The organism is Brochothrix sp., assembly GCF_017549435.1.
GTDB lineage: Bacteria > Bacillota > Bacilli > Lactobacillales > Listeriaceae > Brochothrix > Brochothrix thermosphacta.
In genome coordinates this window covers 1-14,399 of the sequence record NZ_JAFYUW010000108.1, presented here as the reverse complement: position 1 = coordinate 14,399, position 14,399 = coordinate 1, and the positions used below count along the sequence as shown (strand labels likewise).

10 protein-coding genes are annotated in these 14,399 nt (G+C 36.4%); 9 read left to right on the top strand and 1 reads right to left on the bottom strand.

The genetic code is table 11. From position 1 onward, the window contains the following. The first annotated feature begins 260 nt into the window (after window positions 1-260). The 6 genes from malX (at window position 261) to IKV95_RS07100 (ending at window position 7,245) form a co-directional block, all read left to right on the top strand. Window positions 261-1,841, top strand: a complete 1,581-nt coding sequence (gene malX, locus IKV95_RS07125) for a maltose/glucose-specific PTS transporter subunit IIBC (RefSeq protein WP_036027584.1) — start codon at window positions 261-263, stop codon at window positions 1,839-1,841. After that, the gene (locus IKV95_RS07120) at window positions 1,834-3,030 is read left to right on the top strand and encodes a MalY/PatB family protein (RefSeq protein WP_069126001.1); all 1,197 of its coding nucleotides are present in this window, start codon (window positions 1,834-1,836) and stop codon (window positions 3,028-3,030) included. The genes malX and IKV95_RS07120 overlap by 8 nt, the downstream gene beginning before the upstream one ends. 115 nt (window positions 3,031-3,145) lie before the next feature. Further along, entirely contained in the window at window positions 3,146-4,024 is an 879-nt protein-coding gene (locus IKV95_RS07115; RefSeq protein ID WP_029092123.1) for a LysR family transcriptional regulator, read from the top strand. A 197-nt stretch (window positions 4,025-4,221) separates the two neighbouring features. After that, window positions 4,222-4,623 carry a DUF2177 family protein gene (locus IKV95_RS07110; RefSeq protein WP_029092122.1) on the top strand — a complete coding sequence of 134 codons (402 nt, stop codon included), beginning with the start codon at window positions 4,222-4,224 and terminating at the stop codon, window positions 4,621-4,623. Between the two features lie 34 nt (window positions 4,624-4,657). Continuing rightward, entirely contained in the window at window positions 4,658-6,469 is a 1,812-nt protein-coding gene (locus IKV95_RS07105) for a DAK2 domain-containing protein (protein WP_069125998.1), read from the top strand. Then, entirely contained in the window at window positions 6,469-7,245 is a 777-nt protein-coding gene (locus tag IKV95_RS07100; protein WP_069128637.1) for a DUF1295 domain-containing protein, read from the top strand. Before IKV95_RS07105 ends, IKV95_RS07100 begins: the two co-directional genes overlap by 1 nt. 84 nt (window positions 7,246-7,329) lie before the next feature. On the opposite strand, the gene IKV95_RS07095 is transcribed toward IKV95_RS07100, so the two are convergent. Continuing rightward, window positions 7,330-8,088, bottom strand: a complete 759-nt coding sequence (locus IKV95_RS07095; RefSeq protein ID WP_029092119.1) for a DeoR/GlpR family DNA-binding transcription regulator — start codon at window positions 8,086-8,088, stop codon at window positions 7,330-7,332. Between the two features lie 224 nt (window positions 8,089-8,312). On the opposite strand from IKV95_RS07095, the gene IKV95_RS07090 reads away from it, so the two are divergent. From IKV95_RS07090 to IKV95_RS07080, 3 genes are all read left to right on the top strand, one after another. Then, the gene (locus IKV95_RS07090) at window positions 8,313-8,846 is read left to right on the top strand and encodes a hypothetical protein (protein WP_287451570.1); all 534 of its coding nucleotides are present in this window, start codon (window positions 8,313-8,315) and stop codon (window positions 8,844-8,846) included. Between the two features lie 385 nt (window positions 8,847-9,231). Next, window positions 9,232-10,797 (top strand): ABC-F family ATP-binding cassette domain-containing protein, encoded by a 1,566-nt coding sequence (locus IKV95_RS07085; RefSeq protein WP_287451569.1) that lies wholly within the window; start codon window positions 9,232-9,234, stop codon window positions 10,795-10,797. 825 nt (window positions 10,798-11,622) lie between these two features. Further along, window positions 11,623-14,079 carry a bacterial Ig-like domain-containing protein gene (locus IKV95_RS07080; RefSeq protein ID WP_287451568.1) on the top strand — a complete coding sequence of 819 codons (2,457 nt, stop codon included), beginning with the start codon at window positions 11,623-11,625 and terminating at the stop codon, window positions 14,077-14,079. Window positions 14,080-14,399: the final 320 nt, after the last annotated feature.

The window sequence follows — 14,399 nt, the reverse complement described above, 5'->3', positions numbered from 1 at the left end:
GTGCTAATATCGTAGCGAATTCATTCGCTTTACGAGAGTAGTATGGGACGGAGCGACAGCGAGTACCACTCCTTATGTTAATTACTTAGAGTACTACTCCTTATGTTAATGTACCAATCCTTTGTCACTTTGTTAGTATATTGTGACGAAATTTTTTTCGCCAAATGTAAGTTATTACTTTAATTAGAAAGCGCTTTCTTTATTGGGGTATATCTGTTAATTTTAAGTTATCAAATACAAGTTGAAAGAAGGTTATCACTTTGAAAAAAAAGAAATTTAGTTTCGGTGAGTTTTTCCAAGGGCTAGGTAAAACATTTATGTTACCTGTCGCATTACTAGCATTCATGGGTTTAATGCTCGGAATCGGGAGTTCATTTAGTAGCCCATCAACAATCGATAAATTTCCGTTTTTAGATCATACTTTTTTACAAGTCATTTTCCGTTTCATGTCAACAATCGGTGGGTTTGCATTCACCTATTTACCACTATTATTCGCGATGGCAATTCCATTAGGTCTTGCGCGTTATGAGAAGGGTGTCGCTGCATTCTCAGGTTTAGTAGGTTATATTATCATGAACTTATCAATTAATTTTTATCTAACAGAAACGAATACTTTAGCAAAATTAGATAACATGCGTGAAGCAGGGCAAGGCATGGTGCTAGGCATCCAAACAATTGAAATGGGTGTGTTAGGGGGTATCATCGTCGGTATTATTGTTTATCTTTTACATAAGCGTTTTTATACAATTCAGTTACCAGATGCATTTGCCTTCTTTGGTGGACCGCGTTTCATTCCTATAATTACATCATTAGTTTTAGGGATTGTCGGTATCTTAATTCCAATGATTTGGCCACTTTTTGCGATGGGAATTCAAGCAATCGGTGATTTAATTCAAAAAGCAGGTATCTTCGGGCCATTCTTGTTTGGTTCAGGAGAACGTTTATTATTACCGTTTGGTTTACATCATATATTAGTTGCAATGATTCGTTTTACAGAAGCAGGTGGTACAGAAGTTGTTAACGGCAATACTATTTCAGGTGCACTTAATATTTTTTATGCGCAACTACAAGGTGGCGGACCGATCAGTCCATCGGCAACAGCGTTCCTATCACAAGGTAAAATGCCAACATTTATGTTTGGTTTACCTGCAGCAGCATTAGCAATGTACCATGTCGCATTGCCATCTCGTCGCTCTAAAGTAAAAGGTCTGCTGATTTCAGGTGTCCTTGCAACATTTGTAACAGGGATTACTGAACCAATTGAATTTTTATTCCTCTTCATCGCACCCTTACTTTATCTTTTCCACGTTATTATGACAGGACTGGGATTCATGGTGATGTCATTATTAGGAGTTGTCATCGGTAATACAGATGGGGGCGTACTTGATTTCCTTATTTTCGGATTGATGCAAGGAACTTATACAAAATGGTATCTTGTGCTAATTGTCGGGGTCATTTGGTTTGTTATTTATTACCTTGTCTTCCGTTGGGCAATCAAAAAATTCAACATTAAAACACCTGGACGTGAAGAGGTTATTGAAGATGATGTTGAACGTTCAGCTGAAGAAATGACACACGGTAAAAAAGGTCGTTATGATGCCGCGCGTATCTTAGCAGCATTAGGTGGCAAGGAAAACATTGCAGATTTAGATAACTGTGTGACACGATTACGTCTTGTTGTAAACGACATGTCCCTTGTTAATGATGCCGAATTAAAAGCCTGTGGAGCACTCGGTGTAATGAAATTGGATGCTACAACTTTACAAGTGGTAATTGGCTCGCAAGTCGCTACAGTTAAAAATGAAATCGAACGCATAATGGAAGGTGATCATAATGAATAATACACCGGACTTTAATAACGTTATAGATCGTAAGGGAACATTTTGCACGCAATGGGATTATGTAAAAGACCGTTTTGGACAAGAAGACCTTCTACCATTTACTGTCTCTGATATGGACTTAAACGTACCATCAGAGATAGTGACTGCTTTGAAAGACCGATTAAGTCATGAAGTTTTTGGTTATACTCGTTGGAATCATGACTATTTTAAAGAAGCGATTGTCTCATGGTATCAACGCCGTTACGATACAAAAATTGCTGATGACTGGATTGTTTACAGTCCAGCAGTGATTTTTTCAGTCGCGAAACTAATTGAAATGTGGTCGAATCCAGGTGATGGCGTTCTTGTGCAAACACCAGCATATGATGCATTTTTCAAAGTGATTGAATCCAATGACCGTCAACTGGTGGAAAATCCATTGCACTATGTTGAGGGTATTTATACCATCGACTTTGAAGATTTGGCAGAAAAATTAGCATACGATACAACTAAAATATTGTTATTATGTAGTCCACATAATCCAACAGGACGTATTTGGACAAATAAAGAGTTAGAGAAAATCGTCGAACTCTGTGAAAAACACCAAGTTAAAATCATTTCAGATGAGATACATATGGATGTTAATGCGCCTGAACACCAAGCCTATCCGTTAGTGCGTTTGAACCGTTATTTAGACAACATTGCCATTTGTACATCGGCAAGCAAAACATTCAATACGCCAGGGTTAATTGGCTCTTATTGTGTGATTCCCTCTGAAAAAGTACGTGCTGATTTTTTAATCGCTTTGAAAAATAAAAACGGTCTATCCTCAACTAGTATTCTGGGAATGATTAGTACAGTCGTGGGCTATAATGACTGCGCGTATTGGGTAGATGCCCTTAATGAGCAGGTAGCGGCTAATATGCAAGTAATTGCTGATTTTTTAGCAGAACATCTTCCCGCAGTTACTTTTAAAAAACCAGAGGCAACATACTTAGCGTGGCTAGATGTCAGTGCTCTCGGGTATAGTGGCGAACAGCTGCAAGAGGCATTGATTAATATCGGGAAAGTTGCTATTATGCCAGGTGCAACTTATGACCCCGGTAATGATCATTTTATTCGCTTTAATGTTGGCTGCTCACAAGCAAAATTAATTGAGGGTTTGAATCGGATGAAGATTGCAGTTTCTGCTTTAAATAATTCAAAATAATTTTTTTGTAATATCTTGTACAGAAAAAAGATAGCGAGTATACTGTATATAGAAAAGTTGTGCAATTCAGCACGTGTATATCGTTTTCGGTATCTCTTTGTAGGAGGAAAAAATAATGAATTTAAGGCATTTAATGATTTTTAAACAAGTAGCAAAAGATGGCAGTGTAACGGTGGCAGCAAATAACTTGCTACTTAGCCAACCCGCTGTATCGCGAGCAATTAAAGAGTTTGAAAAAGAACTAGGGTTAGAATTATTTGATCGTATATCAGGTAAAATCTACATTAATCAATCAGGTAAAATAATCTTAACAAAAGCCGAAAAAGTGTTGATGTTAATTGATGATATCGGAGATTTGTCTCATAAGCTGGCACAGCAAAAGAATTTACGAATGGGTGCCACAATTACAATTGCAAGTACATTGATGTCGCAAATTATCAAAATGCATGAACGTAATTACCCTGAGAACAAAGTGACTGTTTTGGTTGATAACCCAACAGATATCGAACGTAAAATACTTAATAATGAATTGGATTTGGCCTTGGTTGAAGGCGTTAGTTCAGAAAAAGAAATATCAACAATGACGTTATCAGAGTATGATTTATGTTTTATATGCTCTGTTAATAACCCGTTGGCAAAACAAGCAAGCGTTACGATTGATGACGTTTTGAAGGAGCGTTTATTGTTGCGTGAAAAAGGGAGTGCTGTTCGTGATACATTCGATAACTATTTAGCGATGCGAAATATTAGTCCTGAAGCGGTTTGGACGAGCGTTAATTCACCTTCACTTGTTCAAGCAGTGAGCGAAAACCTAGGTGTGTCAATTTTAGCTGCTGACATTGTGCGCAACGTTCGTACAAAAGAGGATATCAAAGAACTTAATATTGAAAATTTCAAATTGACGAACAGTATTGGTATTATCTATCGAACAGACAAACAAAATCATACCGGAGTTAAAGAAATGATTGAAGTCGTACAAAAAATTATTCGCTAACGCTCTAAATAAGGTATAATAAGAATACAGTGATTCATTATTCAAACAAATCCACGTGGGTGTTACAACTTGACGATGGGGGCATTCTCTTTGAGGTGCCCTTTTTTTGTTGTTTTAAGCTGTGTAGTACCGTTTTAAAGCTGAACATGATAAAATAGTTATCAGTTGATAAGCGAAATAAGGAAGGGGAAATTATAATGAAAAGATATGCTAAGTTATTTTTAACAAGCGCAGTGATTTTTTTAGTTATTGATTTATTGTGGTTAGCAGTCATTAGTCGTCAGTTATATGTTGACCAATTAGGTGGTTTAATGGGAGAAACGCGTATCATTCCTGCGGCGATTTTTTATGTGTTGTTTATGACCGGTTTATTGTTTTTTGTTATTGTACCCGCGTTGAATAAAAATAAGCTATCTTATGCTATATTAGTCGGTGGCTTTTTTGGACTCATTTGTTATGGCACATATGACTTAACGAATTTAGCAACACTTGAAAATTGGCCTGTAGTAATCACAGTGCTTGATTTAATTTGGGGGACATTTATTAATGCTGCGACAGCTGGTTTAGTTTTTTGGATAGCAAAACGTCGCCAGTGGTAAATCGTTACAGTATGAAAAGGGGAGTCAAATTCAAATGACTGAATTATTAGAAATAAAAGGGCAACAATTATTACTAGCATTTAAAGTAGGGGCACGTGATGTCATTAAAAAAACGGAAAAACTTAACGCAATCAATGTATTTCCAGTTGCTGATGGTGATACTGGTAGTAACCTTGCATCATTAATGCGTGAAGTTTTGGCCGTACAGGCGTCGGAGAGTGAAACCGTATCTGTCATTTGTAATCGTATCGGTGAAGCGGCTCTTATAGGTTCACGTGGAAACTCAGGTATTATTTTTGCACAGTACTTAAATGGTTTTGCGCAACATATGCCTGAAAAATTAGCGATTACAATTGATGATTTTATAAAAGGTGCGCATGGCGCTGTCGAGAGTGCCTATCAATCAATTAATAATCCGACAGAAGGAACGATGCTCAGCGTGATGAGAGATTTTGCCAATGCGATTGTGATGTCAAAAAAAACGCAGTCATCTTTATCAAATATCATCACTCAAAGCATTGCAGCTGCAGAAGTTAGTGTGAATAATACGCCGAATCAGCTCAAACTCTTAAAGTTAAATGCAGTGGTAGATTCAGGTGCGTTGGGCTTTTATACCTTTATTGAAGGCATGAGCAACGCGTTAACGAATCCAGACATGATGAGTGAAGAGAATTTAACTGTAGAGCCACAGCTGCGTTTACAAGAGGTTGAAACACATCGTTTTGCAGAAGCGCCGACTTATCGTTATTGTTCGGAAGCACTTTTAAGTAATGTTAATCTAAGTGCCACAGAAGTTAAAGCAGCCATTTCAGATTTAGGTGATTCACTTGTTGTGGCAACGAGTCAAAACAGTGCACGGATTCATATTCATACCAATACACCTGAACGTTTTTTCCATCAAATCGCAACATTCGGCACAGTGGTTGATCAAAAGGTAGATGATATGTTATTGCAGTATCAAGTGAAACAAGAACGCAAACACCGTATTGCACTTGTCACAGATTCAATTGCGGATTTACCAGCAGAATTTATTCTAGAACAGCAAATTCAAGTGTTGCCGATGAACTTGTTAATTGATGAAACCAGTCATTTGGACAAATTAACCATCACGTCGGATTATTTTTATCAGCGTGATCTAACAGCTCGTGTGAGTTCTTCACAACCCAGTCTGCGCCTCATTGAGAATCGTTTTGCTTACTTGAAAAGTTATTATGAGGAAGTAATTGTTGTGACAGTAGCAGAAAAATTAAGTGGTACATTTTCAGTTATCAAAAAAGTCGCAGAAGAAATGAGCACACCCACTTTTAAAATTGTGATGATTGACTCGAAACAAAATGCAGTCGGACAAGGGTTAGTTGTCTTACAAATTGCAGATTGGATAGCCGCAGGTAAAACACTGAGCGAAATTGAAAAGTTAGCGGAGCCATTGGTTGCGAACACTGAAATTTTCGTAAGTGTTGATACAGTTGATGGGATGATCCAATCAGGGCGTTTACCTGGACGATTAGGACCACTTGCGAAGCGACTTAATCTGAAACCGATGATTGGCTTAAAAGCTGACGGAGGTGGAACGATTAAGGGTATAGCATTAAGTACCAAAGGTAGCGAAAAGCAATTGTTGAAAAAAATTGCACGACTGCATCGTAAGCAGCCTATTACTCGTTATGCTATTGTACATGGGAATGATGCTGTACGAGCACAACGGATGGCAGCATTGGCAGAACAACAACTAGGCTTTAAACCGGCCTTCATTGAGGAAATATCAACAGTAGTCGCTATGAGCGCAGGTGAAGGAGCCGTTGCAATTGGAACAACTCAAGGAGAGAAAGAGGAGGGGAATAACTAATGTCAGTTTATCTAGTCGTTACACTGTGTCTATTTGTTTATTTCACAGCATTATTTTTCATCGCGCAAGCTCTACATAATAATTCAATTATTGATTTAGCTTGGGGACCAGGTTTTGTTATTGTTATCTGGGCAGGTTATCTTTTAATGGCGGAAAAAACACAAATTGCGACGATTGTTTTGGTACTTGTTACAATTTGGGGTGTCCGTTTATTTGCACATTTGGCAAAAAGAAACATTGGTAAACCCGAAGATTACCGTTATGTGAACATGCGTAAACGTTGGGGAACAAATTTTGCAAAATTAAAAGCATATTTGAATGTTTTTGTACTACAAGGGGTATTGTTATATATCGTAGCATTACCTTTATTTAAAGTAACAACAGCTGAACCAGCTGAAATGTCTTGGTGGAATTACCTTGGGATTATTATTTGGGTGATTGGTTTCGCTTATGAAGTCATTGGTGATTGGCAATTAACAGCATTCAAAAATAACCCAGCTAATAAAGGTAAATTATTGACGACCGGTTTATGGTCTACAACACGTCACCCAAATTATTTCGGTGAAGCATTGAGCTGGTGGGGTATCTTTATCCTTACGATTACATCAGTCGGCTCGCTCATCGGTATAATAGGTCCGATTATTATTACACTGTTATTGTTGTTCGTTTCAGGTGTACCATTACTTGAGAAGAAATACCGCGATCGTCCTGATTTTCAAGTGTATGCACAAAAAACAGCGAAGTTTGTACCGTTTATTGGTAAAAAAGGTTTGTAAACCCACCGTTTAAAATAGAACACATGAGAAAAGCAGCCCAGACAAAATTTAATAGTCAGGAGGCTGCTTTTTTATGATTGATAGCTATTCAGCGATTAATAATTTAATCTGTTGTTCTTCAAAAAAGTCACGATAAGTGTTGTCGATGGGGTTATTGGTCACAACCGTAGAAACATCTGCTAATGGCATATAAGTCAATAGCGTCGCTTTTTCAAATTTTGAATCATCAACAAGTAAAAAAATTTCATCTGCAATTTGAACAAGGTTCTTTTTGATTTCATGTTCCATCAAGTCGCTATTTGTAACACCACTATGTATAGATACAGCAGTAGCCGCCATAAATGCCTTGGAAATATTGTACTGGCTCAATTTAGCTTCCATATGTAAGCCGACAAAAGAACGTGTTTCTCTCTTATAGTGGCTGCCTAAGCTTAATAAAGCAATATTAGGATGCAAAGCACACGCGTTCATAATATCCAAGTTATTAGTTAAGACAGTGATATTAATGTCATTCGGTAGATAGTCAATGATGCTACGAGTAGTTGTCCCAGAATCAATAAAGATAAAATCGCCCGGTTTAATTTGTGCAGCTGCCAATTGCGCAATGCGCTCTTTCGCTGTTGCATGAACGATGTTACGATGTTCAAACGGCGTTAAGCCATAGTTAACAACTGATTTAACACCACCATAAACTTTTTCAATTGAACCATCCTGTAAAATGATATTAATATCACGGCGAATGGTATTTTTAGAAACACCGAAGTAATCACATAATTCATCTAGTGTAGCCGAACCTTTAGTGTGTATGTATTCTTCAATTTTCACTAAACGTTTTGTTTTCATAGTCGTACACATCCATTCATCAGGATTTAAACATTCTCTATCTTGAAACTTATCATATTTTTTCTATATAAGCAACAGCATTACACACACCACTAAAAAGTGATAACTAAATGTGACAAAATAGTTTGTTTTCACAAGGGTATGTCTATAAATTAAGGTGGAAAAGCGTTACAATATAATATATAGAGTGTTTTTTTATTAAATTAAAAGTAGGTGAGTACAGAATGTTAAATGGCAAACAACAACTATTAATTTTAGCTTTGATTGCAGTCATCAGTATTGGCAGTTCTGCTTTGTTTTGGTATAGCCATACAGCCTCAACATCTACGAATGTTTTGGAGAAGGAAATTGCTGATAAAGAAATTGAAGTCGCTGATTTAGTAAACGATTTAAATAAAATGAAGACAGAAAAAGCAGCAGAAATAGAAGCTCAAGCAGATGAAAAAGCAAAAATCAAAGAGGCACCACTAGATAGTCAAGCAATCAATGAAATTAACACTAATTATTTGGCAGACAGAGACTTAGCAGCCAATTATAATGGGGCACAAGTGATAGTGAGTGCAACCAGTGATCAAATGCAGCAAAAAATGCAAGCAAGTAAGAAGCCTGGTGAAGAACAAACATTTATGACCGATAAAATCACGCCAGAGCTGCGCATGATTAGCGAAAAACATAATAATGTTACAGTTGTACTCATCAATGCAAAAGGTGAGAGCATTATTGTAATAAAAGAGGGTAAGGTTGATTACCGTTTTTAAACAGCACGACTTGTGAAAAAAGTAAAAGCATGACATAATGGTAAAAATGAGTTGATGAAGGGAACGGTGGCAAGAATGACGAAAGTTATTATTGTTGATAAACTGGTTAGACGCTAATGCTCTGTAGATGAATCACTGTATCTATGGAGCCTAAATGTTTTTTAATCTTCGATGTCACCGCAGTTTACGGTGTTATTTAAGATGTGAATAAACATTTTGAACAGTATTGAATATCTGGATGAAAAACAGTGTTCATATTGGTTTTAGGCTGCTTAAATGTAGCCTTTGCCCGTATCCCGAAGCAGAGGTACTCTTTTGAATGAAGAGGCATCCTGCTTTTTTTTGTTTGTCTGATTTAATAGTATGATGAAAAGAGGAAATAGGAATGAGTTTATTACGGATTGAAAACTTAAAATATGAATTACCCGATAAGGTGCTTTATGAAAATGGCGACTTGCAGTTAAACCCTGGCGATCATTTAGGTTTAGTTGGTAAAAATGGCGCTGGAAAAACAACATTGCTTAAAATTTTAATGGGTGAAATAATGCCAGATGAAGGACGCATTGTCTGGGGACGAAGAACAACAGTGGGCTATTTGCAACAACATCTGCAATTTAGTGACGAAGAAACCATTACTACTTATCTTCAAACAGCCTTTGCTCGTTTATATCAATTAGAAGCTGAAATTGGTGAGATGTACATGCGCGTTGCTGATGAACCTGATTTATTAGCTAAAATTGGGGACAAACAAGAAGAATTGGAACAACGTGAGTTTTACCAAATTGACAGTAAAATAGAAACAATCGCTAGTGGTTTAGGTATTAATGTAATGGGATTAGACCGTCAGTTGAACCAGCTAAGTGGGGGACAAAAATCGAAAGTCATGTTGGCGAAATTATTACTTGAACAACCAGATGTCTTGTTATTAGATGAACCGACGAACTATTTAGATGATACACATATTGAATGGCTCACTAATTTCTTAAATCCTTTTACAGGAAGTTTTGTTGTTATTTCCCATGATGAAGCTTTTCTTGATGGCATAACAAACTGTATTTGTGATATTGAATTTGGGCGTATCAAAAAGTATCCAGGAAATCTCCATAAAGCTTTAAAACTTAAAGCCGAAGCAAATGAAGTGTATTTAAAGAATTATTATCAGCAACAAGAAAAAATTGAAAAGATGGAAAAATACATCCAAAAATATAAAGCGGGATCTCGTTCGACAATTGCTAAAAGTCGTGAAAAGCAATTGAATCGAATTGAACGTTTAACACCACCGAGTACCAATGCGATAGGTGAATATGTGTTCCCTTATGTTAATACGAATTCGGATATGACCATCAGTCTCCAAAAACTTGAAATTGGATATGAGGCACCGTTATTACCACCTATCAATTTAAGTATTACGACAGGTGAAAAAGTTCTGATTAAAGGATTTAATGGTCTAGGGAAATCAACGTTGTTAAAAACAATTTTAGGGTTAATTTCACCATTAGGCGGGAATGCTCAAATGCCAACGAGTGGAAAAGTGAATTACTTTTCTCAAGAGTTAGAATGGGACGATAGTAATGATACACCGTTTAGTTTTATCAAAGAGAAATTACCAAACCTAACTAATAAAGAAGTGCGCATCAAGTTATCAAAAAGTGGCTTAAATGCAGAACACGTCGAAAAGCCGCTCATTCAATTAAGTGGTGGGGAACAAACAAAAGTTAAATTGTGTGCGATGACCCTTGTGAATAGCCACATTCTTATTTTAGATGAGCCGACTAACCATTTAGATAAAGCGACAAAAAATGCGCTCACAACCGCAGTGAAAAATTACCAAGGCACCGTTGTTTTAGTCTCACATGAGAAAAGTTTTTATGAAGGAGTCGTCACTAAAGTAGTGGACGTTGAAAGTATGGGTGCTACTATCGTAGCGGATTCATCCGCTTTACGAGAGTAGTATGGGACGGAAATTTCGTCAGAAATTGAGTACCAATCCTTTGCAAATACCGAAGCTGATTCATGAGCTTACAGTGAAAGTAGGGGGTAGCGGATTCATCCGCTTTACGAGAGTAGTATGGTGCTGTTATCGTAGCGGTTTTATCCGCTTTACGAGAGTAGTATGGGTGCTGTTATCGTAGCGGTTTTATCCGCTTTACGAGAACAGTATGGGACGGAGCGCAAGCGAGTACCAATCCATATGTCTTAAGAGTACGGTTCTGTATGTTAATTCCATATGTAAATGTCTTAAGAGTAGCGTTCTTTATGTTAATTCCATATGTAAATGTCTTAAGAGTAAGGTTCTGTATGTTAATTCCATATGTAAATGTCTTAAGAATTACAATTCCTTATGTTAAGATACTAAGTTTTATATTAACGTTTTTATGTTCGCCAGTCCATTACAAAATGTTGTCTGTGTTTAACGTACTAGAAATAATATACGAAAAAGAATTTCCAATATTTTTGGAGATTCTTTTTTTTTGGATATATAGAGTTTGTAAACGCAAAATAAGATTATCTATCTAAAAATACCTCTGATAAAATCGAGAGAGGGATAAGTTTAAATTCACCCAAAAGAGTATATTTTTATAAAAAAAAGTGGGGACTTAAAATCAGCGGTATAAAAAACATATCACTCTTATTATTTTAGACGACACATTCAATAAAATTAGATTAGTAACCGTTTTTAAAGTTACCACGATTTTTTATTTATTGAGGAGGGATGGCAAATAAAACGCAACTAAATGATCGAAAAGCGACATAGTAATATCAAGGAGGAGTCAAAGTGAAAAAAATAAGCTTTATTCTGATAGTGGGGCTTTTAATAAGTAATCTATCTGTACCATTCATAACAAATGCATCAAGTGTCAGTCAGACAAACAACACAATGGAAAAAAGTTCGACAGAAAAAAAAGAGAATGAAGAAAAAAGTAATACGTCATCAAGTGAAAACACTGAAATAAAAAAAGAGGATGAAGAAAAAAATAATACGTTATCAAGTGAAAACACTGAAATAAAAAAAGAGTCAGAACAAGCAATTACAGTGAGCGAGCAATCACTATCAAATAGTTCGACAAAAGCGACGACTTCAAAACAACCAGTTCAAAAAGTGGTGTCTCCAACGGCTATTGCTTATGGTAATTGGGGTGGGACAAGGTACTCGCGTGATACAAGCACAAATACCATGACATTTATTAGCGGTGGATCAGCTGGCTCTGTAGATGCTGCTCCTTGGAAAAACTTCAAAGCTGAAAAAATCATTTTTAATAGTACGGTCGTTATGCCTAGTAATATGAATGCTATGTGGAGTGGCGCGTTGTACTTAAAGTCCTTTGAAAAAATGAGCAATGTTAATGTATCAAATGTCACATCAATGGCAACGATGTTTTATAATAATATGTCATTGGAAAAAATCGATTTAAGGGGCTGGGACACGAGTAAGAACACATCCTTTAGTTGGGCATTTAGGTTTGCTGGTGCTTTAACTTCCGCTAATCTAGCTAACCTTAATGTATCAAATGTCACGAATTTCTCGGGGATGTTTGAAGGGGCTAGAAGCTTGAAGGAGGTCGATTTCAGTGGTTGGAAACGCAGTTCAAGAACAGTTACTAGCAGTAACATGTTTGCTGGAGCGACACAATTGAAAAAAATAACGATTCCAACAGGAACATCATTCAGAGTAGATGCAGCCTTAGAACCTATTACGGATACTGATAATTACAGCGGCAGTTGGATTTCAGAAAATGAGAAAGGGAGGACATATACACCCGCAGAATTCATGGGATATGTTTCACGTAATGCTGGTACGTATGTGTGGGAACGTAAAAAAATTGATCTTAAAGTTGAGTACCGTGATGAAAATAACAAATTAATTTCCGGAGCACAAACAAAAAAATTGCAAGGTTATAAAGGTGATAGTTATGACGTATCTACCCCTGAATACAAGCAATCAATTCCAGGTTATAGTCTCTTGGAAGATAAACTACCAACAAATGCTAAAGGAAAATATAATGAAGATGCTACAATTGTTTACAGATATATGAAGTATAAAACACCGACATTGAAAGCGAAAAATTCAAGGTTGTATCACACACAGACATATAATCCAAAGGATAATTTCGTATCCGGGACAGATGCACTGGGTGCGTTAATTTTGCCAAATGATGCGAACTTGAGTTTTGGTGGCGAAGAAGTTAAAATGACAGAGCCAGGGACATATAAGCAAACAATCACCTACTCTTATGGTGATAAACAGACGGTAACTGCCGATTATAATGTTGTTGTAATAAGGGATCAAACAACGGTGGAAACGCAAGATGTTAAATTATATGTGGGGGATACATTTGACCCGAATTCACCATTAACAAATGTACGAAATAAAGATGGTGAGCGACTTGATGCAGCAGATATTGTGCGTTTAGGTTATTATTACATCAATGGTAATATAATCTCAGAGTTTGAAAAAATACAGATTGATACAAGCAAAATTGGACGGTATCAATTAAATATTGCACTTAGGAATGCAGTGCAAGCTGGAATTGTATCTGAAATGAAGTTTATTAATGTGGTGGAGGATCAAACGAGTATTGAGGCCAAGGATATTGAGTTGAATAGAGGAGATAAATACGATCCTGAAGCCGGTTTTATTCAGGCAACAAATGCTGATGGAGAGGTGCTTGCTTTTGATAAGAAGATGACTTGGGGTTTAAATGGTGTTGAGGTTGATACGACTGTCGCAGGGACATATCAAGTTGTTTATGGTATAAAAGACCATAATGGTGAATTAATTACTGTGACTAAAAATGTGGTTGTTAACAATTTAGATAAAGAAATTAACGTAACGCTACCAATTGAGATGCTTTTTAGCAATACGGAAGACAAAACAGTAAATAAAAAAATTGAATCTAATCGCTATAAAATTATTAATAACTCACAGACCCATTCAGTCGAGCTAGAATTAAGCGCATTTAAAGAAGTAGTCACTGATGGTATTAAACTGTTAACTTCAACAGAACGTGACCCTGTTAATTATAGTGAAGCCGCTCGTTTGAATTTAGTTGTGGATAATAATCAGCAAATTTCCTCTTTGAATAAAGATACGCCAGTTTCAGCTATGGGAGTCATAAAAAAACAAAAACAAATGAATTTACAGTTTACTGGAAGTTACTTTGGTGAAATAAAGAAAGATTCTGTAAAAAAACTCAAACAACAATTAGTATTAAAATTTAGTGTGCCTCTTTAAGTGAGGCAAAATAAACCGTCATTGAAGCCTCGTAAATGTTTAGGCTTGCTTAATGCTGATTACAAAGTTGTATTAGTTAACAGTTATTGGGCAAGCTTTTATAAAAAGGTAAGATAGTTAATTCGTAATTTGAAAAGTATGAGTACGTCATATGACATATGACATAAAATAAAGCTTCAATAAAAGACAAACAAATGTTTACTAAAAACAGTCGTGTATTTGCGACTGTTTTTTTGCGTTTCTTTTGCTTCATATGGAAGCGGATTTAGGGGAAGGCTTTTCTAATTATCATTTTTTGGAGTAGTCATAATTTTTGTGTG

Coding starts and splice junctions, on each gene's coding strand:
- IKV95_RS07090 (WP_287451570.1), top strand. CDS start 8,313: ATGTTAAATGGCAAACAACAACTATTAATTTTAGCTTTGATTGCAGTC.
- IKV95_RS07110 (WP_029092122.1), top strand. CDS start 4,222: ATGAAAAGATATGCTAAGTTATTTTTAACAAGCGCAGTGATTTTTTTA.
- IKV95_RS07100 (WP_069128637.1), top strand. CDS start 6,469: ATGTCAGTTTATCTAGTCGTTACACTGTGTCTATTTGTTTATTTCACA.
- IKV95_RS07115 (WP_029092123.1), top strand. CDS start 3,146: ATGAATTTAAGGCATTTAATGATTTTTAAACAAGTAGCAAAAGATGGC.
- IKV95_RS07085 (WP_287451569.1), top strand. CDS start 9,232: ATGAGTTTATTACGGATTGAAAACTTAAAATATGAATTACCCGATAAG.
- IKV95_RS07095 (WP_029092119.1), bottom strand. CDS start 8,088: ATGAAAACAAAACGTTTAGTGAAAATTGAAGAATACATACACACTAAA.
- IKV95_RS07105 (WP_069125998.1), top strand. CDS start 4,658: ATGACTGAATTATTAGAAATAAAAGGGCAACAATTATTACTAGCATTT.
- IKV95_RS07120 (WP_069126001.1), top strand. CDS start 1,834: ATGAATAATACACCGGACTTTAATAACGTTATAGATCGTAAGGGAACA.